A 26,639-nucleotide genomic window follows, 5' to 3' on the forward strand; every position below is an offset into this window, starting at 1 on the left:
CGGGATGGAGCAACGGATATCCCTTGTCACCCTTGGTGTGACCGACCTGATGCGGAGCACGGCATTCTTCGAGGCGCTCGGCTGGAAACGCTCGATGAAGGAAGCGGAAGGTGTCTCCTTCTTTCAATGCGGATCCATCGCTTTCGGCCTGTTTCCGCGGGCAGACCTGATCAAGGATATTGGCCTGCAGGAAGATGGCACCGGCTTTGGCGGGATAGCGATTGCCTATAATGCCCGCACGAAGCAGGAAGTTGACGCAGTTCTGGACGAGGTGCGCTCTCTTGGGGCCGAAGTTGTTAAATCGGCGAAAGAGACATTCTGGGGCGGTTATACAGGTTATTTTCAGGATATTGACGGTTATATCTGGGAAGTTGCCTGGAACCCGGGTTTCAAGCTTGATGACGCCGGAGCCGTAGAATTACCGGATTAAATCAGCAAAAAATCTATTCCTTCTTCGTTTCACCGGTATGTTCGAAGCCGAGTACGGCGGTGATCGTGGCGCCGAACAGCACGATTGCCCAGCTAACATAAAGCCATATCAGGAACAAGGGTATGGCCGCCACCGCCCCATAGACGACCTCGTAGGACGGGAACAGTTCCAGATAAAGTTTAAACAGATACTTGCCGAGGAGAAACAGGCCCGTGGCAAATGCCGCGCCAACAACGGCATGCCACCACTTGACCTTGCATGCCGGAACGATGGTGTAGAGAATAAACAGGATAAGCAGCGGCAGCATGATCGGCGTAACGACACCCAGAAATTCAACCGACTTGCTGATTTCAAGACCGGTTGCCTCCTCGCTTATACCGACAATCCAATTGACAAGGGTAAGGCTTGTCCCGACGACAATGGGCCCGATCAGAGTGATGGTGATGTAGATTATCAGGCGCTTAAGCGGATTGCGCGTGGCCTCAACCTGCCAGATCTGGCTGAAAATTTCCTCTATGCTGGACATTAACAACAGCGCGGTAATGGCGATACCGGCCAGGCCGAATACCGTTAACTGGCTGGCGTTCGCTGTAAAACTGCGGAGCGCCGCATCAACCGCCGTAATCTTCTCCGGGATCAGGTTGTTCAACAGAAAATTGGTAACCTTGGCTTCCAAATGATTGAAGGCTGGAATGGCTGTAAACAGGGCGAAAACAACGGCAGCCAGCGGGACGATGGCCAGCAAGGTTTGGTAACTGAGCGCAGTTGCCATACGCAGACAGTTGTGATGGGTGAAATGGTGCCAGATCCGGCCAATGAGGGCCAGACCCTGGAAATTATGCATATCGCCCTCCCAAGCCCGTACCTAGCCGGGGAACTTTGTACTGGCGAGTTCCCCGCCCATCCCCCAGTCCTCTTTTGCGATGTTCCGGATAATCACATGGACGCTCGCCTCACTGCATCCGGTAATACGGACCATTTCTGCCGTCAGGGATTTCACCAGTTCCTGCTTGGTTTTGGTGTCCCTGCCCTCGAACATATCAACTCTGATGACGGGCATTGCAAATTCTCCTGATATTACGGTTAAACGACATTATGTTCCAGAATGGGCGTACCCGTCATTATACGCGCAAAAGAAAAGCGCGATAGATCAAGGCTGCGATATTCGCCGTAAGTTATAAGCTCGGAAATCCCCCTCCCGACGGCGGGGGATTGCTGCAAACCGTGACCTGAAAATCCGTTGGCAAAATAAAAATTCCGAAGGTCGGGGTGGGGCCCGAGGATTGCGTTCTGGTCCAATAGGTTATAGGCGTAATGCCCGGCCCAGGCGCTTTCCAGTTTGATGGCCTCAAACGCGGGAACCCGATGGGCAAGGATCGGCCAGATATGCTCTTCAAACCAGCCGTAGTCTATGTCGAAATCAACACAGTCAGGATCGTTTTGGGGCTCCGGAGAGCAACCGGCGAGGAATTGGCGTCCTTCGGGCCTGAAGTGAACGCCGGACGGGTCAATCACCAACGGACAACCCTCAACGGGTGTGCGGCAGCTGAAGGAAAAGGCATAACGCTTGCGCGAGCTGACCGGCAGCTCAATCCCCGCCCATTTTGCTGTCTTCGCGGCGGCGGGCCCTGCCGCATTGACGAAAACCCCGGCATTGAGGCGGGAGCCGTCGGCAAGCTTGACGGCCGTAATGAGGTTGTCCCGGATCTCGAAATCGGCTGCTTCCGCTATGTGATAAGTAACCCCCAGCGACAATGCCTTTTTACGAAAGGCCTGATGAAGGCTGTAGGCGTCGAGCCAGCCTTCTCCGCTCAAGCCGAGCGACCCCCCCGCGAGGTCCGAGACATTCAGCCACGGGTATCCCCGGACAAGATCCTCCCGGTCGAGCAAAGCGACATCGACATTCTCGCCGCGTTGTAGCGTATGGTTGCCGTAAAGCCTTGAAATCTGGCGGTCCTTTGCTAGAAACAGGTATCCGTGATCGTTGTAGTTGACGTTGACGGCAGTCTCATCAACACTCAAATATCCGTTAATGTCACGGAGGAATTCCTGGGCAAATTGTGACATACGGATGTTTTCCGGGGTCGTAAATTGCTGGCGTATGCCGCCCCAAGACCGCCCTGTGGAGCCAAACTCATAACTTGGATCCTTCTCGATGACGGTCACATTTCCCGTAAAATTATCTGAGGATTTCAGGAAATAGGCAATCGAGGAGCCGATGACGCCGCCGCCGATAATCACAATATCCTGTCGTTGGTGCATGAATTTCCCTGTCCATATGTGCCGCAAAGGTATAGCCTTGGGTGAGTTAATTTTATAATATATTCTGGGCTTTGCTATGCTTAATTATTTTATTATCGCCGCCGTTGTTGCTACGGGACTTGTTTTGCTCTTCGGGGTACTCACCATGGCGCGCGGGGGAGAGTTCAATAGGCGAAATGCCAACAAGATTATGCGACTGCGCATTCTGATGCAGGGAATTGCGATTGCGCTTATTCTGATCGGGCTGGCGTTCTCTGGCGTCGGAAAATAAGGGTACGGCGTGATATGAAAAATGGTTAAGCTGACAAGAATTTATACGCGCGGAGGGGATAAAGGGAAAACCTCCCTTGGCGATGGCGCGCGGGTGAGCAAACACAGTTTGCGAGTGGAAGCCTACGGTGATGTCGATGAGGTGAATGCCGTTATCGGACTTGTCAGACTGGATCTGCAGGAACCATCGGATGTTATGCTGTCGCGGATCCAGAACGACCTGTTCGATCTGGGGGCCGACCTTTGTACGCCGCATCAGGACGCCCCAAAATATCCGCCACTTCGGGTCACACAGGACCAGGTTGACCGGCTAGAGCAGGAAATTGACGCCCTTAATGCGGAGTTGTCGCCCTTGAACTCCTTCATCCTTCCCGGCGGGTCAAGGGCGGCGGCCTATCTTCATCTCGCCCGGACGGTTTGCCGGCGGGCGGAACGCCGGATAACGGCCCTCGCTGATTCGGACGCTGTTAATCCGGTCGCTATCGTTTATATTAACAGGCTGTCGGATTTTCTTTTTGTTTTAGGCCGCTATCTAAACAACAAGGGAGAACAGGACGTTCTTTGGGTTCCGGGGGCGAACAGGTGATAATTCGGGCCTTTGAAGGCAAAATGTTTGCTGTTGAATGAGAAAAAAATGTCCTCTCGCAGTGAATTGACAGATTGTCATTAGCTATTTATTGTGCACTGCCGAAATAACAATTTTAAACCCACCTTTGGCAATCGCGGGAAATGGGTTCCTGCGGCATGCAAAAGGCAATTGGCTTGGGAGATAACCGATCCATGAAAGTTCTCGTCGCTGTTAAACGTGTCGTGGACTACAACGTTAAGATCCGTGTCAAAGCGGACAAGACTGGTGTAGATCTTGCGAATGTTAAAATGTCCATGAATCCCTTTGATGAAATCGCGGTCGAAGAAGGCCTCCGTCTTCGGGAGGCCGGGATTGCCACAGAGGTAATTGCCTTGTCCGTTGGTCCGCAGGCCGCGCAGGAAACCATCCGGACTGCCTTGGCGATGGGCGCAGATCGCGGGATACTCGTCAAAACGGATCAGGAGGTTGAACCGCTTGCCGTGGCGAAACTGATGAAGGCCGTGGCCGAGGAAGAAAAGCCCGATCTCATCATCGTTGGCAAACAGGCGATTGACGATGATTCCAATCAGACCGGACAGATGCTGGCGGCCCTTTTAGGCTGGTCACAAGGCACGTTCGCCTCCAAGGTGAGCCTGGAGAACGGGACCGCGAAAGTGACCCGAGAAATTGACGGCGGATTGCAGACGATCGATTTGAAGATGCCTGCGGTGGTGACGACCGACCTTCGTCTGAACGAGCCGCGCTACGCTTCCTTGCCGAACATTATGAAGGCGAAGAAGAAGCCGATTGACGAAAAATCACCAGAAGATCTCGGTGTCGACATCTCCCGTCGCCTGACGACGGTGAAAGTCGAGGAGCCACCCAAGCGTGAAGCGGGTATTATTGTAAAATCTGTAGAAGAGCTGATCGACAAGCTCAAAAACGACGCGGGGGTAATTTAAATGTCTGTTCTTGTACTTGCTGATCACGATAATAAGGCTCTTGGCTCGTCGACGCTAAACGCGGTTACGGCGGCTGGTGAAATGGGCGGAGATGTCCACGTGCTTGTTGCCGGGTCCGGCTGCACGGCGGTTGCGGATGAAGCGGCGAAGGTTGCCGGAGTGACCAAGGTCCTGCTTGTGGATGACGCCCTCTATGGCGATGCACTGGCTGAAAATGTAGCGGCTCTGCTGGTCTCCCTCAGCGATGGGTATGACGTTATTCTGTCGGCGGCAACATCTGCTGGGAAAAACATCCTGCCCCGGGTAGCTGCTCTTCTTGATGTAGCCCAAATCTCCGAGATTATCGAGGTGGTCTCCGCTGATACGTTTGTGCGTCCCATCTATGCCGGGAACGCCATGGCGACGGTGCAGTCGAGCGACGCCAAAAAGGTGATTACAATCCGCCCAACGAATTTTGCCGCTGCTGACGCAACGGGTGGTTCAGCCTCAGTCGAGGCAGCGACCGCTGCGGCTGATGCCGGATTGTCTAAATTCGTGGGCGCAGAGCTTTCTAAATCGGAACGTCCGGAACTGACGTCAGCGAAGATCGTCATTTCTGGCGGTCGCGGGATGCAATCAGGTGATAATTTTCATCTGCTTGAAGCCATTGCCGATAAACTCGGCGCGGCCGTTGGCGCCAGCCGTGCCGCTGTTGATGCAGGGTTCGTGCCGAATGATTACCAGGTTGGCCAGACCGGCAAGGTTGTGGCGCCGGACCTGTATATCGCTGTCGGCATCTCCGGCGCGATTCAGCATCTGGCGGGAATGAAGGACAGCAAGGTTATTGTGGCAATTAACAAGGATGAGGAAGCCCCTATTTTCCAGGTTGCCGATTATGGACTTGTTGCAGACCTGTTCAAGGCATTGCCTGAGTTTGATGCAGCCCTTTAATGGCTTGTACTGGCGACGTTTTCGGCGATAAGATCGCGCTCATTAATATGCTCGGGAATAAGTAATGATTGACAAGGTTAGTGTTATTGGCGCGGGGCAGATGGGTAACGGGATTGCCCATGTTCTGGCGGTTGCCGGAATTAATGTTTTTCTACAGGATATTTCGGAAGAACAGCTGAACAAGGCCTTGGAGACCATCGAGAAAAACCTGCGGCGCCAAGTGGGCCGCGGGGCCTTGTCCGAAAGCGATATAACCGCCGCCCTCAGCCGTATTACCACTGTCACCAACGACGATCATATCGGGGAAGTTGATCTGGTCATCGAGGCCGCGACGGAAAATGAGGAAATCAAGAAAGCGATCCTGTCTTCTCTTGGCCCGAAGCTGAAAGACAGTGCAATCATTGCGACCAACACGTCCTCGATTTCTGTCACGCGGCTTGCCGCCGTCACGGATCGGCCGGAACGTTTCATCGGCATGCATTTCATGAACCCGGTTCCGGTGATGCAGCTTGTCGAGTTAATTCGCGGCATTGCCACCAACGAGGCGACGTTCGAGACGATTAAGGAACTTACCCTTCGGCTTGATAAAACGCCGACACCAGCGGAGGATTTCCCGGCCTTTATCGTCAATCGTATTTTGCTGCCGATGATCAATGAGGCGGTGTATACGCTGTATGAAGGGGTTGGCTCGGTACGGGCAATCGACACCGCCATGCGGCTTGGCGCAAATCATCCGATGGGTCCGTTGCAACTGGCTGACTTTATTGGTCTTGACGTCTGCCTTGCCATCATGCAGGTGCTGTATGAGGGGCTTGCGGATACGAAATACCGTCCTTGTCCGCTCCTGGTGAAATATGTCGAGGCGGGTTGGCTCGGCCGAAAATCAGGCCGTGGTTTTTACGATTATACCGGGGGTGAACCCATTCCGACGCGTTGATCCGGCAATATTCGTTCAAATACTATTCACAAAAAACCCGGACTACTTTCGTAGAACCGGGTTTTTTATGATGCTTACAATCGTCTCTAGTTGACTTCGAACAGACCTGCCGCGCCCATTCCGCCGCCGATGCACATAGTAACGACGACATATTTGACGCCCCGGCGCTTGCCCTCGATAAGGGCGTGTCCTGTAAGCCGGGCACCGGACATGCCGAACGGATGACCAATCGAAATGGCACCACCGTCAACATTCAGCAAATCATTCGGGATCCCAAGCTTGTCACGGCAATAGAGAACCTGTACCGCGAAGGCTTCGTTAAGTTCCCAAAGACCGATGTCATCCATTTTAAGACCGTGCCGCTTCAGCAGTTTCGGCACGGCAAACACCGGGCCGATCCCCATTTCGTCGGGCTCGCACCCGGCGACAACCAGCCCGCGATACGTTCCGAGCGGTTCAATGTTGCGCTGCTGTGCAAGTTTGCTGTCCATCACCACGCAGGCCGAAGAGCCGTCGGAGAGCTGGCTGGCATTGCCGGCAGTGATAAAGCAATCTTCGCCAAGGACCGGCTTCAGGCTGGCGAGGCCGTCAAGGGTCGTGCTGGCGCGGTTCCCTTCATCCTGCTGCAGAGTTACTTCTTCTTCCAGGGTTTCGCCGGTTTCCTTATTGACCAGCAGTTTGGTCGAGGTCATCGGAACAATTTCCTTGTCGAACCGTCCGGCTTCCTGTCCGGCGGCGGTCCGCATCTGGCTTTGATAGCTATACTCGTCCATTTGCTCACGCGTAATGCCATACCGGTTTGCCACGGTTTCCGCGGTTTTCAGCATGGGGTCGTAAATGGACGGCTTGTTTTCAAGAAGCCATTCATTTTGGGACCTGAACTTATTCATATGTTCGTTTACGACAAGACTGATACTGTCCATTCCGCCTGCGACCATGACCGGGACCTTGTCGACGATAACCCGTTGCGCGGCCATCGAGATCGTCTGCAGACCCGAGGAGCAGAAGCGATTGACGGTTGTGCCGGACGTGGTGACTGGCAGGCCTGCGCGTAACAGCGCCTGGCGGGCTATATTCCCGCCGGTTGCTCCTTCCGGGTTTGCCACACCGAAAATAACATCCTCGACCTCGGCCGGGTCAATGCCCGCCCGCTCGACGGCGTGTTGAATGACATGGCCGCCGAGATCAGCCCCATGAGTGTTATTAAAGGCGCCGCGATATGCTTTGCCGATGGGGGTTCTGGCAGTGGATACAATAACGGCTTCAGCCATGTGATATCTCCTCATTTGTTATTATTGTCTAGCCTGTCGGGACAGGACGTTTATTCCGGCTAAGTCTATATAGTGCGGGACGCAATGAAAAGGCTGAAGTTATACATAATGAACGACCGGCTGATGCTTCACCACTCAGAGAATTTCCAAGACCGCTTCAGGGGGACGACCGATACGGGCCTTGCCGTTTGCGAGAACTATCGGACGTTCAATCAGGCGGGGAAAATCCAACATGGCCTGTAAGAGGGCATCATCGCCAAGCGCAGGGTCAGAAAGATTGTTGTCCTTGTATTCCGCTTCTCCTTTTCGCATTAGATCGCGCGGACGAAGATCCAGCAGTGCCAGAATTTCCTTCAACTGCTGCTTGCTAGGTGGATTTTCGAGATAATTGATGACTGTGGGTTCAATCCCGCGCTCCTGAAGCAGGGACAGGGTTTGGCGGGATTTGCTGCAGCGTGGGTTATGTAAAATTTCGACAGTCATTTTGAGGGAACTCCCGTATTGACGTTATGGACATTGCTGGTTTCTTTTACCGCAGCCAAGGGCATTAAACCAGTGGGGGGAGGCACAAACCTGCTCTTTTATGGGGTCAGGGAGAACAGTTTGCTTGCGCGACAGAGTTTGTTTGAATATCTATGCACCATGGTTATACAAACAGAAACCGGGAAACGCCCAGTCTTGCCCCTTTCCATCCGTCCCCACCTCAACCAGATTGGCCTCGTTAACTGGCTCGGGTTTTATACCTTGCTCTCGAAAGAGGTTCGCCGGTTCCTGAAGGTGCCGTTGCAAACAGTGTTTGCGCCAATGATGACGACGCTGTTGTTTCTGGCCATATTTACCCTCGCCTTTGGCAAGGGGGGGCGCTATGTCGGCGATATGCCCTACGCGACATTTCTGGCGCCGGGCCTGATCATGATGTCAGTAATCCAGAATTCGTTCGCCAATACATCTTCCTCCATTCTGATTTCGAAGGTTCAGGGAAATATTGTTGATATTCTGATGCCGCCTCTATCGGCAGCAGAGCTCACTCTCGCCTTTGCCCTGTCAGGCCTCGCGCGCGGGCTGACAGTTGCCAGTGTTGTCGGGATAACAATGTGGTTTTTCATCGACTTGAAGGTTTTTTCATGGGTAGCAGTTCTGTACTTTGTCATCGGGGCGGGCTTGATGCTGTCGTTGCTCGGGATGATCGGTGGCATTCTGTCAGAAAAATTCGATCATATGGCAGCCATGACCAACTTCATCATTATGCCACTGTCGTTTTTGTCCGGGACCTTTTATTCAATCGACAAGTTGACCGGCATCTGGCACCAGATCAGTCATTTTAACCCGTTCTTCTATATGATTGATGGTTTCCGGTACGGGTTTATCGGCAGATCTGACAGTTCGATCTGGGTCGGGGCGATTGTCATTGCCGGGTTGGACATTGCTCTGTACATTGCTGTTTGGTGGCTGATAAAAAGCGGATATCGTCTCAAAGCCTAAAAAATCCTCCTATTGTCAAGAGTTTGATTGACAGCGCTCCGTCTCCTGTCAATACTTTCGCGCTTTCTGGGGTCGGTGTAAGCCGCAGTCGCCCTAACTCTGGCCCCGCTATTCCTGTGTCCATGTCTCAAATGGTGGAGAAAGCATATGATTCCCGCATTGTTATCCAATTATGCTCCCGCAGACCTTTCCTTTGAAAAGGGGGAAGGGCCGTATCTCTATGGGAATGATGGGCGACGATATCTGGATTTTGCCGCCGGAATTGCGGTGAGTGCCCTTGGTCATGCCCATCCCCAGTTGGTTGCCGCCCTCACGGAGCAAGCCTCGAAAGTCTGGCATGTCTCTAACCTTTTTCGGATTCCGGGGCAGGAAAAACTGGCGCAACGACTGGTTGATGCGACCTTTGCCGATGCGGTTTATTTTTGCAATTCAGGGGCGGAAGCCAATGAATGCGGCATCAAGATGGTGCGGAAATATTTCAGCGAAAAAGGCGAGCCTGAAAAATATCGCATTATTGGCTTCGAAGATTCTTTTCACGGGCGGACATTGGCAACAATCGCCGCTGCCGGACAAAGCAAGTTATTAGCCGGGTTCGGCCCGGTTGTCGAGGGCTTCGACCATGTGCCGGTTGGCGATATTGAACTCGTCAAGGCGGCGATCACCGAGGCCACGGCGGCGATCCTCATCGAGCCCGTCATGGGCGAGGGGGGCATCCGCGTTGTCGAGCCGGAATTTCTGCGCGCGTTGCGGAAGCTCTGTGATGACCGCGGATTGCTGTTGATGCTGGATGAAATCCAGACCGGGATGGGCCGGACCGGAAAGCTGTTTGCCTATGAGCATTCGGGAATTGTCCCTGATATTCTCACCTCGGCAAAAGCGCTCGGTGGCGGGTTCCCGGTTGGCGCCTGCCTCGCAGTTGAAAAAGTGGCGAAAGCAATGACTGTCGGAAGTCATGGCTCGACCTATGGCGGTAATCCTCTCGCGATGGCCGTTGCCGGCGCGGTCGTGGATGTCATGATGGAAGAGGGATTTCTGGACCATGTGGTTGAGATGGGCAACCACCTCAAGCAGGGCCTGATGGGCGTTATCGATCGTCATCCGGACATATTTGAGGAATTACGGGGTATCGGTCTGCATCTCGGGCTGAAATGCAAGATAGAGAATACCATCGTCTTCAATAAATTGATTGAACATGGCGCCCTGACGGCAAAAGGCGGGGACAATGTGGTCCGCTTGTTGCCGCCATTGATCATCGAAGATGCCCAGATATCGGAATTTATTTCTATACTGGACGCAGCATGCACGGAGCTTGAGAATGGCTGATCCAAAACATTTTCTGGATTTGAACCTGCTCGGTAAAACTGACCTCCGCAGGATCATTGACGACGGGATTGCCGTCAAGCAGGCCCGCGCCGGACTCCCCAAAGGTACCGCGGATAGCGATGCGCCTCTCGCGGGACTGACGCTTGCGGCAATCTTCGAGTTTCCCTCCACTCGCACACGCGTGTCTTTTGATATGGCCATGCGACAGCTAGGCGGCGATACAGTGGTCCTCAACAGTAATGACATGCAGCTTGGTCGCGGGGAAACGATCGCGGATACGGCACGTGTGTTGTCACGATATGTGGACGCCATCATGATACGGACGGACGACCATGGCAAATTACTGGAACTGGCAGAGCATGCAACGGTGCCGGTCATTAACGGCCTGACGAACGATAGCCATCCCTGCCAGTTGATGGCCGACGTTATGACCTTTGAAGAACATCGGGGCCCGATTAAAGACAAGACTGTCACCTGGTGCGGTGATGGAAATAACATGGTCACTTCCTGGATACATGCGGCGGGGCAGTTTGATTTTGAGTTCCGTATCGCCTGCCCGGAGGAGCTGTCACCGGACCCAAGGGCGCTTGCCTGGGCGAAGGAAGCCGGGGCAGATGTCCGGGTCATCCGGGAGGCGAATGCGGCGGTGAAGGATGCAGACTGCGTCGTCGCAGATACCTGGGTCTCAATGGGCGATGATGCCGCTAACCGGCATAATATTTTGGCCCCGTATCAGGTTGATGAGAAATTGATGTCCCGTGCCGCGCGCAACGCCATATTCATGCATTGTCTGCCAGCACATCGCGGGGAAGAGGCAACAGCCGCCGTTTTGGACGGGCCGCAATCGGTGATCTTTGATGAAGCCGAAAATCGTCTACATGCGCAGAAAGCAGTCTTACGCTGGTGTTTGGGCGTATAAAGAAATGTGGATTTAAAAGACGGATGCTTGATAACCAGAAACAGAAAATACTTGTTGATAACGTAATCCAGCCGTTCCAGATGGCCAAGTCGGGGGTGAGGGGGCGACTTGTCCGCATCGGCAGCGTGATTGACGCGATCCTCGGGCGGCATGACTACCCTGACAGGGTAGCCCAGTTTCTCGGTGAAGGTCTGGTGCTCGTTGCCATGCTGGGGGGCGCGCTAAAATTTGAAGGGATGTTTACCGTTCAAACCAAGGGCGACGGCGCCATCAGCATGATTGCCGCTGATATGACAACGCCGGGCGATATGCGCGGCTACGCGTCTTTCGATGATGAAAAACTGGCTGCCGCCGAACAGACGCCGGGTGACGATGCCGTAAAGAGATTTCTGGGAAAAGGCTATATTGCCTTCACCATTGAAGCCGGGCCGGAACGAAATCGCTATCAAGGCATCGTCGCGTTGGAAGGCGCCAGTCTCGCCGACTGTATGGAAGCCTATTTCGATAAATCTGAGCAGGTTGACACATTGCTGAGAGTAGCCGTCGACAAGATCGACGGCAAATGGCGTGCCGGCGGATTAATGGTGCAACGGTTGCCCGACGAAAATGCGACTGAAATGAACCAGGATGAGGAAGAAGAGAACTGGCGCAACGCCCAGGCGCTGGCGTCAACCATTACGCCCGAAGAACTTACTAACCCGATTTCGAAATCGGCGGAACTTTTGTATAAGCTATACCATGAAGAGGGGGTCTGGCTTTACGAACCCCAGGAATTGCAGGATAAATGCAGTTGCAGCCTTGAGCGGGTTCTGACGACATTGCGTACCTTCGGTCCAACCGATTTGGTTGATATGGCAGACGATGGCATCATCTCCGCCGATTGTCAGTTTTGCAGCAGCAAATATGAAATCCGCCTTGAAGATATAACCGCAGACGATACGTGATTTTCAATTGTAAACAGATGCTTGTATTCTGGTGAAGGACCGTAATACACTGACTGTGAACAATCCCATTGTAAAGGTGAGAAAATGACAGGCACACGCCATATCGCGGCAGTTTTGGCTCTCCTGATGACGGCTGTTCTTGCGGGCTGCGTAAGTGCCCCGCCAACGCCGGTATATCCCGAAATCACTTTCCAGCATCTTGCGCCGCTCCATCTTAATGTGGGTGAGATTAAAATTGTCGATGACTTTACGCCGCCCCTGAAATCTCCCCATGTGGAGCATGAACTGCCGGTATCCATTGATCAGTCTGTCCGAAATTGGGTGCGGGACCGGTTACGCACCACCGGCAACAGCGGTGCTGTTGCAACGGTTACTATCAAGGATGCCAGCGCTGTTGAGAAAGAACTAAAGACGGAAAGCGGTCTCAAAGCGCTGGTGACAAAGGACCAAACAGAACTCTATGAATTCCACGTTCTGGTCGAACTCAAAATCACGGAAATTTCCGGAGCGTCCGGCTTTGTCACCGCGGAAGCGACGCGATCGAAATCGGTTGTCGAAGGGATAACGCTTAACCAGAGGGAAAAGGTATATTTTGTTCAGGTTGAAGCGCTGATGCAGGCGTTTGACAAGGAAATGGAAAAGAACATCCGGACATTTCTTGGGAGCTACCTACGGTAGCCCGGCGGCCCAAGATCCAGATGCATGACCTTAGTTTATTGTTTTCATTAGAATAAATTACGAAAAATCAAACGATCGACCAAAAAAATGCCAGATGACCAAGAAATTTCCGTTCCAGATCGAATGATCAACATCGCAGGAAAATTATTTGCGGCCCGGTCGTTTGACGCCGTATCGACGCGTGAAATTGCGACTGCGGCAAGCGTTAACCTGTCAGCTATATCCTATCATTTTGGCAATAAGGAAGGCCTCTATCGGGCTGTTTTTAAAAAAATTGTCCGCGACCTGAAGCCCGCGCGTGTGAATCTCGGCTTATTTCTGCAAAACGGCATGTCGGAAGCAGGCGACGACAGGCGGGAACTCGCTGAAATGATGGTCCGTATTATCTCGGATCTTCTGGACAATGCGCTCGCCCCGGAAAATCTGTCCTGGCGGATGCGTTTGATTGCACGGGAAATGGCCGCCCCGACCGAGTGCTTTCAAATTCTGCTCAACGGCCATTTGAAGATAATGCATGATTTGTCAGGGATGCTGATTGCCAAGATTATGGGAGAGCCTGCGTCCAGCGAGACTGTCCGGCTAACCGCGCAAGCACTCCTTCACCTTTGTTCGCAATATGCCATCAATGAACAGCTGGTGAAGTCGCGGCTGGAGTGGGAAAATTTTGGTCCGGAAGAAATAGGTAAAATTAAGAAGGCTCTTATTCCGCTCATTTTGCGCGCGCTTAATCTTGGTGAACATGTCGACATAGTTCTGGTGCCCAAGTGGCGTTGAGGCCAAGATTGCCTAGCGCTGCCAGAAACGTCGGGAAAACAGAACAAGTACGGTGTATAGTTCGAGCCGACCAAGCAACATACCGAGGGACATCAGCCATTTCGCCGAATCCGGAAGCGATTTGAACGTGCCTGCCGGTCCGATTATATCTCCCAAGCCGGGACCAACATTTGTAATGGTCGTTGCCGCTGCCGAAATTGAGGTAATGAAATCAAGGCCGGTAAGACTGAGGGCGATGGCGAGGGCTACATAAATAATAAGAAACAGAAACACAAACCCGACGACAGCGCTGATTGTTTCTTCCGTAAGTGGCCGGTTGTTATAGCGCGGCCTGAAGATACCACTGGGTCTGATAAGTTGCCCCACCTGGCAGCGGAGAGTTTCGGCGATAATTTGAAACCGATAGACTTTTATGCCGCCGGATGCCGATCCTGCGCATCCACCCACAAACATTAAAAAGAAAAGGACGGCCCCGGCAAACCCGCCCCAGGCATTGTAATCCGTCGTTGCAAATCCGGTTCCGGTTATAATCGAGGTGATCGTAAAAGTCGAATACCGCAACGCCAGCCAAATATTGAGGTCATCCTTGGTTATTTGCCAGGTCACCATGAGGATGATGCTGACCAGGATGATGGTAAGAAGCCATCGCACCTGGCTGTCCATTAAAAAGCTGCCTGGCCGCCCCTGAATGATATGCAGATACATCAGGAACGGCAGGGCACCCATAATCATGAAGACCACCAGAATACTCTCGATCAGCGGGCTGTTGAAATGGCCCGCAGATCCGTCGGAAGTCGAAAATCCACCGGTGGACAGTGTCGCCATCGCATGAGTGATCGCCTCAAAAAATGTCATCCCGGCCATCCACAGTGAGAGAGTGCAGATCAGGCTCAACATCAGGTAAATATAGCAAATGGCCTTGACGATTTGAGTAAGCCGCGGGAGGGCCTTTTCAGAAGAGGCGTCTGAAGATTCCATCCGGAACAACTGCATACCGCCCACCCTGAGCAAAGGCAGAATGGCGATGGCCATGACGACGATCCCGATCCCGCCGAGCCATTGCAGCAAGGCACGCCAAAGCAAAATTCCCGGCGGGGCGTTATCGAGGCCCGTCAGAATTGTCGATCCGGTGGTTGTGATGCCGGACATGCACTCAAAAAAGGCGTCGGTATAGGATATATCCAATTTGCTGAAGGCCAGGGGAAGAGCCGCGAAGGCGGGAATAATGATCCAGGCGGCTGTTGTCAGAATGAAGGCCTGACGACGTCCCAGTTCAAGGCTGGCGCCACGATTGGACAGGAACAATCCGCCGCCCACAAACAGTGCGACCGCAGCCGCAACTAAAAATACCTGCCAATCAATATCGCTGACGAATAAATCAACCGTCGCCGGGATGAGCATCGCTAATCCGACAATCACGAGAAGAATCCCGATTATCAGGAAAATAAGACGAAAATTAATCACGGCGTTACAGGACTTAGCCTTTTCCGATGAAGGCGAGGAGTTCCCGGCGCGTGATATCAGAGCGCCGGAAAATGCCGAGCATCGTGCTGGTCACCATGGTTACGCCGTCCTTGTGAACGCCGCGCGTTGTCATGCATTGATGGGCACTTTCGATAATCACGGCAACCCCTTTGGGCTGCAAGGTACGTTCAATGGTTTCGGCAATCTGGCGGGTTAGTTTTTCCTGAATCTGAAGCCGCTTCGCATAGGCATCGACAACGCGGGCAAGCTTGGAGATGCCAACCACCCGGTTGCTTGGCATATAGGCGACATGGGCAACCCCGATTATCGGAACCATATGATGCTCGCAATAGCTTTCAACACGAATGTCTTTGAGAACCACCATTTCATCGTAGCCGTTGACCTCCTCAAAGGTTCGGGAAAGGTAGGCGTCGGGGTCTTCGTTATACCCGGCGAAAAATTCGAGGTAAGATCGTGCGACCCGGTCTGGCGTCGACCGAAGACCTTCACGTGACGGGTCGTCCCCCGCCCAGCGAATAAGGGTTCGAACGGCTTCCTCGGCTTCAGCCTTCGTCGGCCTTTCGCCGGCTTCGTTCGTAGAGTTATCGGGATGACTATGTTTGTTCATTTTTCGATTTTGCCTTCGCCCGGATTATAAAGCGGCGTCAGTTTAGTGAAGCGGAGAAACCTCATGCGGGCTATCCAGCGAAAAGGCTGGAATATCAACAGCAAATAGCGCCCCCTCCTCAGATTCCATTTCGTAGGACCCTACCATAATACCCGACGGCGTAGGAAGAGGGGTGCCACTGGTGTAATCATAGGAGTCTCCGGGGGCCAACACCGGCTGCTCCCCGACAACGCCTTCACCATCAACAATTTCGGTACGCCCGTCGGCATCGGTTATTTGCCAATGCCGGTTTCGCAACGTCACCGTTTTCGTTCCCAGGTTTTCGATACGGATTTTATACGCCCAGACATAGAAGCTATCCTCGGGATGGGACCGATCAACGAGATATATCGGTGTTACTGAAACCTGAATATTTTCAGTTGTTTTATTATATGCGCCTGTCCAACCCATGATACCTCTCCAGTTGTTGAACATTCCAATTCCCGTTGAATATCGCGCTGTTAGCTCACTTTGTCCAGTTTTTCGGCAGTTTATGCTCCTGGCCGGCGCGAGATGCACTTAATTTGGGCTGGGTATATAACCTTTCTCAGCCATTCTGGGCACTTAAGGCATATCCAAGGTCCTCGATCAAATCATCCACATCTTCCAGCCCCACGGAAAGTCTCAGCAGACTTTCAGTTATACCGAGCTCCTGTTTCGTCTTTTCATCAACACTGGAATGGGTCGTCGTCGTTGGGTGCGTCACCAGTGACTTCGAATCACCAAGATTATTACTGATGTCGATGAGGGACAGGCGGTTCAAAACCCTGAAGGTCGCCTCCTGATCGCCCGCCACCTCAACGCCTATCAGCGTGCTGCCCCGTGACATTTGCTTGCGCGCAAGCTCTGCCTGCGGGTGGTCGTCGCGCCCGGGATAGATTACCCGCTTGACACCCGGATGATCGGCAAGAAAATCGGCCAGCTTTTCGGCGTTGTCACATTGCCTGGAAACCCGCAGTTCAAGCGTTTCCAAACCTTTTAACATCGTCCAGGCATTAAATGGGCTCAGGGCCGGACCTGTGTGTTTGAGATAGGGGGCCAGCGTCTCTTCCACGAAGTCTTCGGCGCCAAGAATAACACCGCCAAGACAGCGTCCCTGACCATCGATATGCTTTGTCGCGGAATACACAACAATATCCGCGCCCAGCTCCAGAGGCTTTTGCAAGATGGGGGTCGCAAAGACATTATCGACAATTACCTTGGCGCCAACCTTGTGGGCAATTTCTGAAATTGCCGTAATATCCATAATTTCGAGAGCCGGGTTGGACGGGGTTTCAAAAAACACACAAGCCGTTTTTTCATTAATTTCCGCGTGCCACTCGTCAATATTGGTCCCGTTAATCAGCGAAATACTAATTCCGAAACGGGGTAAAATCTGTTCAATAATATAGAGGCAAGATCCGAACAATGCCTTCGGTGCCACGACATGATCGCCTGCCTTCAATTGTGACATCAGGGCCGCATTGACGGCGGCCATACCGCTTGCGGTTGCCCGACCAGCCTCGGCGCCTTCAAGAAGCACCATCCGCTCTTCGAACATCGACAGGGTTGGGTTGGCGTAACGGGAATAGATATATCCCTCATTTTCCCCTCTGAAACGTCCGGCGGCTTGTTCAGCGCTGTCATAAACAAAGCCGGAATTCATAAAAATCGCTTCGGATGTTTCATTGAACTGGGAGCGTTTTGTGCCGCCGCGTACCAGTTTTGTCGCCGGACGGCAGTCTGCGATTGACCGAGTTTTAATATTTTTGCTGTTTGTCATCTTACCCTCGAGGCATAAAAAAACCCCGACCATCGATCAGGGTTCCTGGGAGCCCCGACCTTTTAGCGTTTCATTTAACGTGGCCGCAAGCCGGTCGGCACAAATCACCACGGAAAATCATTATCTTCTGGACTTTCGGTTGTCAAGTATCTGCGCCGATAAAAATCTATTGCGATCCGCCCGTCCTTTGTATAGTTAAAACAGACAGTGCGGGCGTAGCTCAATGGCAGAGCAGAAGCTTCCCAAGCTTACGACGAGGGTTCGATTCCCTTCGCCCGCTCCAATTTTTCCTTATATTTCATTGCCATTGAAGGCGCCCAATACCTCGTCGCAAATCCCGTTTGCCCGATTAAATTGGACTATTGCCCCAAATGGGCGCATAGTTCTTTCAACGCACAGGTCAGATCATGACGTGCGTGCATCCAATAAAATTCGATGTACACAGCCAGGCCCAATTCTGGAGCCAGGGTTGTCGCGCCGAGCGAAAGGATATGCCATGCAATTACCATCAATATTTCAGGGAGAATCACGAACGCGGCTATTGCAAGGCGCGATTTTTGGCGCTGTTGCCACCCTCTTAATAGGGTTCGTATGGGGTGGCTGGGTTATTAAGAGCACCGCTGAAAAACAATCTGTCGAGGCTGCCGAAAGTGCCGTTGTTACCGCACTGGCGCCAATTTGCGTGGATAACTTCCAAAATGCCACTGAAGCATCTACAAATTTGGAAAATCTTAAAAAGGAATCGTCCTACATGCAAACCGGCTTTATCGAAAAAGGCGGCTGGGCAGTCCTGCCTGGTAGCGACAAGGCAAGCTACGGCGTTGCAAGGGCTTGTGCTGAACTCCTCAACGGCTCGTAATTGTTGTTAATCCAACCGGTTTTTTTATCAGAAGTAAGGGAACACCATGGCGAAGGGTCAAGTCCGCAGCAATCGCGAAGTAAAGAAGCCAAAAAAAGAAAAGAAGCCGATGACAACTGAGAATATGGTCGGCAAGAGAACAACTAGCGTAGATATTGCAGCAATACGGTCGAAAAATTCGAAAAGATAGGCCGTGAGCGGACGTCCACGACAAATCTTCTGAAAATAATAGTCCTCTCCGCATGAGGCATGGAGCAATGTCAGTTCCATGCCTGCGGACGAGATGGTCGGCCCCAGCCCTCAATTCCACGTGGACTGTGAAAATGAGACCTTGACCGTCTTGAGATCTGGTAGCGTTCCACCGTTACGACGGAAGTTCGATTCCCTTCGTCCGCTCCAGTTTCACGAAAATCCGTAAACGAAAACCGCCTGCAGGCCGAGATATATGGCGAGGGCAACAAGAAACAGATTGAGCGTGCGGTCCGCGGCCTTGCCCATCTCCTTGAATTTTTTCGCAAATAGTATCCGGGCGACAAACAGGATAATGAAGGCGATCGAGAGGAGTTTAAGAATCATTGAATTTCGCTTTCGGATTCTCGATATTACCACCACAGGAAATATCATTGCCGCCGCGGGATTTTGCTTGATACATCTGATCATCGGCGAGATCGATCAGCGCGGTCCAGCTATTCGCCTCTGACGTTTGCATCTCCGCGATCCCGTAGCTGGCCGTCATGAAATCGCCGCCGGGCCTCGTACCCAGGCCGATATTTCTGAGCCGCCGTATTGACTGCACGGCCCCCTGAATATCCGTATTGGGCAAAAGAATCACAAATTCTTCCCCTCCCCATCTTATGAGAACGTCCGATCCCCGGCCATTCCGCCGCATGTGCGTTGCCGCAACGGCGAGAACCCGGTCGCCGGCATCGTGGCCATACCGGTCATTGATGGCCTTAAAATTATCGAGATCAACAAACACGACGGAAAGGGGAGATTTTTCCCGTTTTGCAATTTTGAACTGAACATCGATAATTTCCTCACCGCTGTTACGGCTATAGCATTGAGTGAGACTGTCGATCGAGGCCTGATCAACGAGCAGGGAAAGATAAAGCAGTTGGCTGATGGCAGACAGGCTGCTTAAAATTCCGACAACGACCAGTACCAGAAAGATGCCGAGGCGCTGATGCGGATTTGCCTGCTCAGGGAGCAGGATCAGGATCATTACCTGAACGGTAAAAAACAGGACGAGCGCGAGGACAACCTCCTTGACCGTGAGAGGGAAAAGCCCGAAGCAGACGGCGATCAGGAACGGGAACAGGACGTATCCAGCGGCCGCCACACCCGATATCGAAGAAATATCGGTGACATCCAGCAAAGGTTGAAAAAGCGCCTGGAAGGTAAGCAATATTGCGAAGAAAATGCCGAGGGCACGATAGGCGTCACGCATGGTTTCGCCGTTGGAAATCCCAAAGAACAAGGCAAGAAACAGAAGCGCGATCAGTCCCCGGCAGATACCGAGCATCTCGTACGTTTCCCGGGGAAAGGCATATAAATCGGCAAGAAACCCTATCAGCAAGGCAAGAAAAAAAACAATTGAGAGGAAGCGGATGCGGGCCAGAATAATACGTGAGCGTCGACGCGTGAGCAATGTCGAATGCGCCGCATTGGATATGAGCCGGTCAATCCCTTCCACGGACAGGGATTGACGGCCCGCCCCTGAAATAGCGTCATAAAGGTAACGTAACACGTCCTGCCTTTCTCTATACGACGCGGTGGAATTTTATCCGCAAACTACAACTGAATAACAAAAATTTCACCAGAGGGGTATCTATTTCAGTCTGTAAACCGTCCGCAGGCCCCGGCTTACCGTTGCCGATTCAGGAATGTATCCATCATTGATCTAGGCTCTGGCCCTTCATAAGCGCTGGCGAAAGCCTCAATCCCGAGATTGATCCCTTCACTTAAAGAATTATTCTCCCAGTCATTGCAAAGCTGCTTTTGAATTCTCATGGCGTCCCGTCCGCCAGCCAAAATCTCATTGATGACATTAGTAATTTCCGTGTCCAGTTTTTCGGTTTCCGTCAGGCGCTGGACGAGGCCGGCATCACGCGCCTCAGTCGCGGTTAATATACGGCCTGTCAGGACCAGGTCACGAGCGAGACCAACGCCAAGAATGCGGGGAAGCAAGGCGGCATCGATGACGGAGGGGATACCGACACGGACTTCGGGCATCCCGAAATTCGCTGATTTTGAGGCGACAATCATGTCGCAAGAGGCGGCAAGTTCCATTCCGGCGCCCAGCGCATAACCATTGACCCGGGCGATTACGGGCACCTGTAAATATCTCGCTTTATGACAGAGATGATGCATATTGGTGATGAAATGGCGCGCCGATGTCGGATCCAAAGTCGCCATTTCGGAAATATCCGCGCCCCCGATGAAGGCCTTGTCACCTGCTCCAGTCAGGATAACGACGCCAATTTCCTTGTTTTTGTCAAGATCCGAGAAGGCGTCCGTCAATTCACGGATTACACGGGAATTCAGGGTGTTGAGTTTGCTCTCGTTATGTATGGTGATACGGGCGATTTTCCCGTTTGTCGTATCTTCAAGGGCTGTCTCGACAAATTCCGCCATTGTATTCTCCATTTTTTTTATTAACTAAATAGTGTATGGACTATGAGGTATAGCCCATACCATAGCTTTATTTGTTCACGGTATGTGAAAATTGAGAATTACCCATGTTTATCCAGACCAAAACAGGCGAAAATGCCGCCGAACTTGAATTTTTCCCGGGCGAGGCTGTTTATAGTGACGGCCCGCTTGACGTCTCGAAAGAAGAGGCCGCAACAAAATCTCCGCTTGCGAGCCGACTTTATGAGACAGAGGGCGTTGCGGGCGTCACGTTGAAACCGGAAAGCATTGAAGTATCAAAAACGGCCGAGGCGGACTGGGCGTCCCTTCGGACAGAGATATTCGGGGCTATAATGAAGCATTTTCAAAGCGAGGATCCAGTAGTGAATGACGTCGTCGATGACAGTGAAGCCGGTGAATTTGATACAGAGATCATCGATCAGGTGAAAGACTTGTTAGCAACACGTATTGTTCCCGCCGTGACGCAGTCCGGCGGCGATGTATCCTTTCACAGTTACAAGGCAGGCAAGCTGTACCTGAAATTTCAAGGGCAGGCTTTTTCGATGCTGACGGGTATCCAGAATATGCTGCGGCATTATATCCCGGAAATCACGGCGGTTCTCGATTACCGGGAAGGGTTGCCGCGTCCCGGCCTTGATACACAGGACGGGATTGCAATCCGGAACATGCTCAACGAAAAAATCAATCCGTCGATTGCCGCCCATGGCGGCCGTATATCTCTTGTCGACTTAAAGGGCGAGCGGGCCTATGTCCGGTTCGATGGCGGTTGTCAGGGATGTGGTATGGCAGATGTCACCCTCAAACAGGGGGTTGCGGTCGAGATTCAAAAACTGGTACCGAGCATTACGGAAGTCATGGATATTACCGAGCATGCAGACGGGACCAATCCGTATTATCAGCCCCGCTAGAAAATATAACTGAATTCAAGGTTGGCGTAGGCGAAAACGCTCACGTCAGCCGATAGATTTTGACTTCATCTTCGCGGCCCTTGACTTTGTAGTCGCCTATTTTTTCTGCTTTTATCTGTGGACCCGCCGCGTCGCAGGTTGCGTCCGTTATCAGGGTCAGGACGGCATCTGTCTGGTCTGGAGCCAGGATTTTCCCGTATTGCTCCATACGCTGGGCAATATTGACCGTATCGCCAACAACTGTGTAGTTCGACCGTCCGGCGGATCCGATATTTCCAACTACGAGGGGGCCGGTATGAATGCCAATGCGCATCTTCACCGGGCTGAGGCTCGTCCTCTTACGTTCTTCATTATCGGTGATAATGATTGCTTTGATGGCGAGGGCAGCGCGGCAGGCCCGGGCGGCGTGGTCGGGCTGTAAATCGGGCGCGCCCCAGAAGGCCATCACGGCATCGCCGATAAATTTATCGACCGTTCCGCCCTCTGCTTCAATGCAGGAGGTTACCAATCTAAAATGACTATTGAGAAAGTTGGCAACCTCTCCCGAACTCATCCCTTCTGCCTGAGGGGTAAAGTTGACAATGTCGGTGAACATGACGGTCACAATACGTTGTTCGGATATCGCCTCGCCGCTTTCGATCAGTTTCCGGACCAAGGTTTTGGGGACATATGTCTCAAACCAGCTTAATCCGCGCAGCATTGTATTGTAGGCGTCGTTTGCCTCATTCACTTCCGTGAACCGGCTGGCGGGCAGCGCCGCAATCGCCTTGAACTCCAATTTGGAGATCTGCCGGGACGCGACAGATAAGGCAAGAATAGGCTTCGAGATACGTCGGCCTATCATCACGGCAATAAAACCGCTTATCACTAAGATGGCCAGTCCGGCCAGTCCGGCTATTCCAAGTCTGCGTATTTCCGCGATGGCGTCTTCATTCTTGATCCAGTAGCCAACGATCAAGTCCTTGTCGGAATATCCGGGGAGATTGATATAGAAAAATAAATAGCCGTTGCCATCCACCGTTAGATGATGACTGGTGAATTCCGTTTGATTGCCAATAATCTCGAGAGCATGCCGATCCGGCGACCAGATATTCTTAAGGATCGGATCCCCAATATTGGCGAGTTCTGCGACTGTCCCGGCGCCGGACATAGCCTTAGCTTTGTCCTCGACATTTTGTTGCAGAAGAACACGGTCGGTACCATATAAAATAAACCGGGTCCCTTTTCTTAATACTAGAGATTCCTTAATATCTTCATTCATGGCGGCGACACTGATCGTCGTGATTACCGCGCCAATGAACTTGTCGTCCCTGAATATGGGCTGACGAAAATTGAAGACCGTGTCTTTCAGTTGCGGTACATAGAATAACGGACCCCAACTTGCGGATTCCTGACCGGAGATTTCATTCATTGTTTCGGCAGCAAGCGGGTCTGCGGTCGCATCTGAAACAACGACTTTACCGGTAAGCCGTTTGGCGGAGGTGGCCTTTAAATCCGCGGAAATAAAGGTGATCGCGTTTACCTGTGGTGTTCCCGCAAGCGCCGCTAGAAGAAAATCCGCCAGTTGATCGCTGTTCGTTTCATCCAGTTCGCGGGAATATATAAGCTCAGCAATATATCGAACCTGCTCTTCGGCGGGGTCCAACAGGTCTGTGAGGTCTTCCCGCGCGGCATCCATTGCGGAGGTGGCCTTGTCGATCAACAGATCGCGGGTACTGGTAAGCCCGGAAACAAGGCTGATACCTAGGACAGTCACCACGGCAACCACAATAAGGGCTCCGAAACTAATCGCGAGAGCTGTTGCAATTGGGACGGATTTCTTGGGTTTACTAATCGTCGAGGAAATTTTTGACTCTCCCGAATTTATGCTCTTCAGATAGCATGTGTGATCGTAATTTACAAAGAATTACGCATATATGGCCAAGTAGACAAAGGCATATAACGCAGTATACTGATGAAATGAACTCATTGGTTGCCTTTGAGGCTATATTAGCCGTCTGCTGCCTGATTACGATAAATCTGGCAAGGCAGGCTTTTTTCCCCGCCAGTCTGTTTTGGGCGTTTGGCGCCGTATCTGTTGGGATTATGGCAGTTCTTGGCGGGCTAACTTATGCAGGCTTCACCGAAGTTGACGCCTTTCACTTAACGGCTAAGCGCGTCGCCGGTTCGATGGGGCTTGCCAGCTTCACGCTCGGGGCGATTGCCGGTCTTTTTGCCGGCTTTTTCAACCGATTCTGCTGGGGGATACTGCTGACGTCGGTCGTGGCCCTCTGTATCCTGTTGCTGCTGGGTCTCTGGCGGGTCTCAACGGATGTCCAGATGGGAATGGTCGGCATCATTTTTCTCATTGGTCTTGTGCGCCTGATATCTTCCGGAATGCTTGCGTTATATCTTATCCTTGGGGTTGTTTTTCTTGTCTTGTCGGATGTCGCCGTAAAATGGTTGGCGTCGAATACGGGCCTTGATGGGATGAATATATATCATATCCTGTTGTCCTTGGCCGTTGTGTCCTTTGGCCTGTCGGCATCCCGGGATGAGTGGGACTAGTTATCCCACTTATTTAATGCCCGCAAATATTGTAAAGCTACCAATTTCCTGTATAACCGGCCCATCAGTTTTTTCTGTAAATGCAGGCATAACATGGCCTGAAACACCGAGGTAGGATGACGAAGGAAACGACACCTAAGAAAGACCTCTTTGTCGTGTTTGGCGGCAAGGTTCTTGATACGCGCGAGAAGGATTTCGCCGATGCAGCAAGTCTTGACCTGCGCGGATTTTTTGAGAGTTATCAGGATGCGCTCGCGGCCTGGCGGGCGGCAAGCCAGATGAATGTCGACGACGCATTCACGAAATATGTGATCGTTAAGCTCTGGTAGGCATATTTATTCCGCCCACCGGAATATTTCCAGTCCCTGCAACTGCCATTTTGCACATCCTCGAAACATCCTCTATTGTTTGGTTTCCAACCAATAGAGGATAAACCACTGTGCGCAATTTTTACGAGCCCGGCCGTTCGGTCACATATGGCCTTAATGGGGCCGTTGCAACATCCAGTACTCATGCTTCGCAAGTTGCATTAACAATTTTGAAGTCCGGCGGCAACGCCATGGACGCGGCGATTGCCGCCTGCGCGGTGCAATGCGTTGTCGATCCGATGCAGACTGGCATCGGCGGTGATTGTTTTGCCCTCGTCGCTCCCGGTGGAAGTGGACAGGTGGAAGGCTTGAACGGCTCTGGTAAATCACCGATGGCGCTCAACGCGGACGATATGATATCGGCTGGTCATACCAGAATGGATGCAACAAATGCCCACTCCATCACGGTCCCCGGCGCCATTGATGCCTGGACCCGATTGCATGAGAAATTCGGCTCGATGGCGTTTTCGGACTTGCTCAAACCGGCGATCGATTTCGCGGAAGATGGCTTTGTCGTCACGCAGCGGACAGCGATCGATTGGAGGTTGGGTGTTGAAAAGCTTCTGAAGAATAAGGGGGCTAGTGATATTTATCTCAAAGACGGCAAGCCGCCGGCCGCTGGCACCGTTTGGCGATTGCCCAAGCTCGCGGCAACGTTAAGAGAGATTGCAAAGTCCGGGCGCGCCGCCTTTTATGAAGGCAGGATCGCGGAGCAGATGGTGGCCAGCCTGAAAGCGGCGGGCGGGGTGCATGACGAAGCGGACTTTATCAATACATCCGCTGATTTTGTCGGCTCTATTTCATCTGACTATCAGGGCAACCACATTCACCAGATTCCGCCAAGCGGGCAGGGCATTACCGCCCTGATCATGTTTAATATCCTGAAGAAGTTTGATCTGTCGGGACTGGATCCAAACGGCGCAAAGCGGCTGCATCTGGAAGCGGAGGCGGCGCGTCTTGCCTATCTCGCGCGGGACAAATATGTGGCGGACCCCACACAGGCGGATGTCCCTCTTGATATGCTTCTGTCGGATGACTTTGCCGATCAGCTCTGTTCGCATATTGATGTTGGCAAGGCGGGCGATCCAACCGGTGCCTTTGCAATGGAGCGGCATCGCGATACGGTCTATCTTTCCGTAGTTGATAAGGAGGGCAACGCCGTTTCCTTTATTAACTCGGTATATCAGGGCTTCGGGTCCGGGATTGCCTGCCCGGATACGGGCGTTCTGTTTCAAAACCGCGGATATGGCTTCGTCCTTGACAAGAACCATCCGAATTGCATCGCGCCGGGCAAACGCCCTCTGCATACGATCATTCCGGGGATGGTGACGAAGGGCGATCAGGCAACCATCTCCTTCGGGGTGATGGGCGGCGGGTACCAGCCGGTCGGGCATACCCATGTCCTCACCAATATCTGGGATTTCGGCATGGACGTGCAGGAGGCCCTCGATAGTCCCCGCGCGTTCTACAACGCTGGCGTTCTGGAAGTGGAGGAAGGCATACCACCCTCCGTGCGGAAGGAACTTACCGCAATGGGATATGAGTTACAGGATACGGCCATCCCCCTCGGGGGTGGGCAGATCATTGCGATCGATCCCGAAACAGGGGTCCTCTCAGCCGGATCGGAATCCCGTAAGGACGGCTGCGCTCTCGCCTATTAGC

Annotated in this window: 30 protein-coding genes, 1 tRNA gene and 1 riboswitch; of the genes, 18 read left to right on the plus strand and 13 right to left on the minus strand. The window is 52.5% G+C overall.

All coding sequences use genetic code 11. The features are described 5' to 3' along the window. Positions 1-4 precede the first annotated feature (4 nt). Positions 5-430, plus strand: coding sequence for a VOC family protein (locus tag ACESNI_RS08095; protein ID WP_373086034.1), 426 nt, complete (start codon positions 5-7; stop codon positions 428-430). Positions 431-443: 13 nt separating this feature from the next. Here ACESNI_RS08095 and ACESNI_RS08100 read toward each other — a convergent pair whose 3' ends face one another. From ACESNI_RS08100 to ACESNI_RS08110, 3 genes are read right to left on the minus strand one after another with little or no spacing between them, the layout of a single operon-like run. After that, positions 444-1,274: a YihY family inner membrane protein gene (locus ACESNI_RS08100; protein ID WP_373086035.1), complete on the minus strand. Its 831-nt coding sequence runs from the start codon at positions 1,272-1,274 to the stop codon at positions 444-446. Between the two features lie 21 nt (positions 1,275-1,295). Beyond that, positions 1,296-1,490: a 4-oxalocrotonate tautomerase family protein gene (locus ACESNI_RS08105; protein ID WP_373086036.1), complete on the minus strand. Its 195-nt coding sequence runs from the start codon at positions 1,488-1,490 to the stop codon at positions 1,296-1,298. A 23-nt stretch (positions 1,491-1,513) separates the two neighbouring features. Next, entirely contained in the window at positions 1,514-2,692 is a 1,179-nt protein-coding gene (locus tag ACESNI_RS08110; protein ID WP_373086037.1) for an NAD(P)/FAD-dependent oxidoreductase, read from the minus strand. Positions 2,693-2,768: 76 nt separating this feature from the next. Here ACESNI_RS08110 and ACESNI_RS08115 point away from each other — a divergent pair, with 76 nt between their 5' ends. From ACESNI_RS08115 to ACESNI_RS08135, 5 genes are all read left to right on the plus strand, one after another. Then, positions 2,769-2,963 carry a twin transmembrane helix small protein gene (locus ACESNI_RS08115; protein WP_373086038.1) on the plus strand — a complete coding sequence of 65 codons (195 nt, stop codon included), beginning with the start codon at positions 2,769-2,771 and terminating at the stop codon, positions 2,961-2,963. A 21-nt stretch (positions 2,964-2,984) separates the two neighbouring features. Beyond that, complete coding sequence (locus tag ACESNI_RS08120; RefSeq protein WP_373086039.1) at positions 2,985-3,548, plus strand: cob(I)yrinic acid a,c-diamide adenosyltransferase; 564 nt, start codon at positions 2,985-2,987, stop codon at positions 3,546-3,548. 194 nt (positions 3,549-3,742) lie between these two features. Beyond that, positions 3,743-4,492: an electron transfer flavoprotein subunit beta/FixA family protein gene (locus ACESNI_RS08125; RefSeq protein WP_373086084.1), complete on the plus strand. Its 750-nt coding sequence runs from the start codon at positions 3,743-3,745 to the stop codon at positions 4,490-4,492. Then, a complete protein-coding gene (locus tag ACESNI_RS08130) occupies positions 4,493-5,422 on the plus strand; it encodes an electron transfer flavoprotein subunit alpha/FixB family protein (protein WP_373086040.1) in 930 nt (309 codons plus the stop codon). 64 nt (positions 5,423-5,486) lie between these two features. Beyond that, a complete protein-coding gene (locus ACESNI_RS08135; RefSeq protein ID WP_373086041.1) occupies positions 5,487-6,359 on the plus strand; it encodes a 3-hydroxybutyryl-CoA dehydrogenase in 873 nt (290 codons plus the stop codon). 86 nt (positions 6,360-6,445) lie between these two features. On the opposite strand, the gene ACESNI_RS08140 is transcribed toward ACESNI_RS08135, so the two are convergent. Beyond that, entirely contained in the window at positions 6,446-7,630 is a 1,185-nt protein-coding gene (locus ACESNI_RS08140; RefSeq protein WP_373086042.1) for an acetyl-CoA C-acyltransferase, read from the minus strand. A gap of 135 nt (positions 7,631-7,765) precedes the next feature. After that, positions 7,766-8,113 (minus strand): arsenate reductase (glutaredoxin), encoded by a 348-nt coding sequence (gene arsC, locus ACESNI_RS08145; RefSeq protein WP_373086043.1) that lies wholly within the window; start codon positions 8,111-8,113, stop codon positions 7,766-7,768. Between the two features lie 159 nt (positions 8,114-8,272). Between arsC and ACESNI_RS08150 the strand changes: the two genes are divergently transcribed. From ACESNI_RS08150 to ACESNI_RS08175, 6 genes are all read left to right on the plus strand, one after another. After that, a complete protein-coding gene (locus tag ACESNI_RS08150; protein WP_373086044.1) occupies positions 8,273-9,112 on the plus strand; it encodes an ABC transporter permease in 840 nt (279 codons plus the stop codon). Between the two features lie 147 nt (positions 9,113-9,259). After that, positions 9,260-10,435: an aspartate aminotransferase family protein gene (locus tag ACESNI_RS08155; RefSeq protein ID WP_373086045.1), complete on the plus strand. Its 1,176-nt coding sequence runs from the start codon at positions 9,260-9,262 to the stop codon at positions 10,433-10,435. Beyond that, positions 10,428-11,354, plus strand: a complete 927-nt coding sequence (gene argF / locus ACESNI_RS08160) for an ornithine carbamoyltransferase (protein ID WP_373086046.1) — start codon at positions 10,428-10,430, stop codon at positions 11,352-11,354. Before ACESNI_RS08155 ends, argF begins: the two co-directional genes overlap by 8 nt. 23 nt (positions 11,355-11,377) lie before the next feature. Then, positions 11,378-12,298: an Hsp33 family molecular chaperone HslO gene (locus tag ACESNI_RS08165; RefSeq protein WP_373086047.1), complete on the plus strand. Its 921-nt coding sequence runs from the start codon at positions 11,378-11,380 to the stop codon at positions 12,296-12,298. Positions 12,299-12,382: 84 nt separating this feature from the next. Further along, positions 12,383-12,976 carry a hypothetical protein gene (locus tag ACESNI_RS08170; RefSeq protein WP_373086048.1) on the plus strand — a complete coding sequence of 198 codons (594 nt, stop codon included), beginning with the start codon at positions 12,383-12,385 and terminating at the stop codon, positions 12,974-12,976. Between the two features lie 87 nt (positions 12,977-13,063). Next, positions 13,064-13,750, plus strand: coding sequence for a CerR family C-terminal domain-containing protein (locus tag ACESNI_RS08175; protein WP_373086049.1), 687 nt, complete (start codon positions 13,064-13,066; stop codon positions 13,748-13,750). Between the two features lie 12 nt (positions 13,751-13,762). On the opposite strand, the gene ACESNI_RS08180 is transcribed toward ACESNI_RS08175, so the two are convergent. From ACESNI_RS08180 to metZ, 4 genes are all read right to left on the minus strand, one after another. Continuing rightward, the gene (locus tag ACESNI_RS08180; RefSeq protein WP_373086050.1) at positions 13,763-15,169 is read right to left on the minus strand and encodes a TrkH family potassium uptake protein; all 1,407 of its coding nucleotides are present in this window, start codon (positions 15,167-15,169) and stop codon (positions 13,763-13,765) included. 58 nt (positions 15,170-15,227) lie between these two features. Next, the gene (gene folE, locus ACESNI_RS08185) at positions 15,228-15,842 is read right to left on the minus strand and encodes a GTP cyclohydrolase I FolE (RefSeq protein WP_373086051.1); all 615 of its coding nucleotides are present in this window, start codon (positions 15,840-15,842) and stop codon (positions 15,228-15,230) included. Positions 15,843-15,884: 42 nt separating this feature from the next. Further along, positions 15,885-16,292 carry a Co2+/Mg2+ efflux protein ApaG gene (gene apaG, locus ACESNI_RS08190; RefSeq protein WP_373086052.1) on the minus strand — a complete coding sequence of 136 codons (408 nt, stop codon included), beginning with the start codon at positions 16,290-16,292 and terminating at the stop codon, positions 15,885-15,887. A 136-nt stretch (positions 16,293-16,428) separates the two neighbouring features. After that, a complete protein-coding gene (gene metZ / locus ACESNI_RS08195; RefSeq protein ID WP_373086085.1) occupies positions 16,429-17,625 on the minus strand; it encodes an O-succinylhomoserine sulfhydrylase in 1,197 nt (398 codons plus the stop codon). Positions 17,626-17,685: 60 nt separating this feature from the next. Beyond that, positions 17,686-17,764: riboswitch (SAM riboswitch) on the minus strand. Between the two features lie 88 nt (positions 17,765-17,852). On the opposite strand from metZ, the gene ACESNI_RS08200 reads away from it, so the two are divergent. After that, positions 17,853-17,926: transfer RNA gene (locus ACESNI_RS08200), tRNA-Gly, on the plus strand. 213 nt (positions 17,927-18,139) lie between these two features. Then, complete coding sequence (locus tag ACESNI_RS08205; RefSeq protein ID WP_373086053.1) at positions 18,140-18,502, plus strand: hypothetical protein; 363 nt, start codon at positions 18,140-18,142, stop codon at positions 18,500-18,502. 402 nt (positions 18,503-18,904) lie between these two features. On the opposite strand, the gene ACESNI_RS08210 is transcribed toward ACESNI_RS08205, so the two are convergent. From ACESNI_RS08210 to ACESNI_RS08220, 3 genes are all read right to left on the minus strand, one after another. Beyond that, positions 18,905-19,078, minus strand: a complete 174-nt coding sequence (locus ACESNI_RS08210; RefSeq protein WP_373086054.1) for a hypothetical protein — start codon at positions 19,076-19,078, stop codon at positions 18,905-18,907. Beyond that, entirely contained in the window at positions 19,068-20,249 is a 1,182-nt protein-coding gene (locus ACESNI_RS08215) for a GGDEF domain-containing protein (RefSeq protein ID WP_373086055.1), read from the minus strand. Before ACESNI_RS08215 ends, ACESNI_RS08210 begins: the two co-directional genes overlap by 11 nt. 116 nt (positions 20,250-20,365) lie before the next feature. Continuing rightward, on the minus strand, positions 20,366-21,136 hold the full coding sequence (locus ACESNI_RS08220; RefSeq protein ID WP_373086056.1) for an enoyl-CoA hydratase: 771 nt from the start codon (positions 21,134-21,136) through the stop codon (positions 20,366-20,368). A 104-nt stretch (positions 21,137-21,240) separates the two neighbouring features. Here ACESNI_RS08220 and ACESNI_RS08225 point away from each other — a divergent pair, with 104 nt between their 5' ends. Next, positions 21,241-22,062, plus strand: coding sequence for a NifU family protein (locus ACESNI_RS08225; protein WP_373086057.1), 822 nt, complete (start codon positions 21,241-21,243; stop codon positions 22,060-22,062). A 40-nt stretch (positions 22,063-22,102) separates the two neighbouring features. Here ACESNI_RS08225 and ACESNI_RS08230 read toward each other — a convergent pair whose 3' ends face one another. After that, the gene (locus ACESNI_RS08230; protein ID WP_373086058.1) at positions 22,103-23,830 is read right to left on the minus strand and encodes an adenylate/guanylate cyclase domain-containing protein; all 1,728 of its coding nucleotides are present in this window, start codon (positions 23,828-23,830) and stop codon (positions 22,103-22,105) included. Positions 23,831-24,021: 191 nt separating this feature from the next. Here ACESNI_RS08230 and ACESNI_RS08235 point away from each other — a divergent pair, with 191 nt between their 5' ends. The 3 genes from ACESNI_RS08235 (at position 24,022) to ggt (ending at position 26,638) form a co-directional block, all read left to right on the plus strand. Next, on the plus strand, positions 24,022-24,609 hold the full coding sequence (locus ACESNI_RS08235) for a hypothetical protein (RefSeq protein WP_373086059.1): 588 nt from the start codon (positions 24,022-24,024) through the stop codon (positions 24,607-24,609). Between the two features lie 116 nt (positions 24,610-24,725). Beyond that, a complete protein-coding gene (locus tag ACESNI_RS08240; RefSeq protein WP_373086060.1) occupies positions 24,726-24,938 on the plus strand; it encodes a DUF4170 domain-containing protein in 213 nt (70 codons plus the stop codon). A 110-nt stretch (positions 24,939-25,048) separates the two neighbouring features. After that, positions 25,049-26,638 (plus strand): gamma-glutamyltransferase, encoded by a 1,590-nt coding sequence (ggt, locus tag ACESNI_RS08245; protein ID WP_373086061.1) that lies wholly within the window; start codon positions 25,049-25,051, stop codon positions 26,636-26,638. Position 26,639: the final 1 nt, after the last annotated feature.

The organism is Sneathiella sp. (genome assembly GCF_041689005.1).
In the GTDB taxonomy this organism is placed as follows: Bacteria; Pseudomonadota; Alphaproteobacteria; order Sneathiellales; family Sneathiellaceae; genus Sneathiella.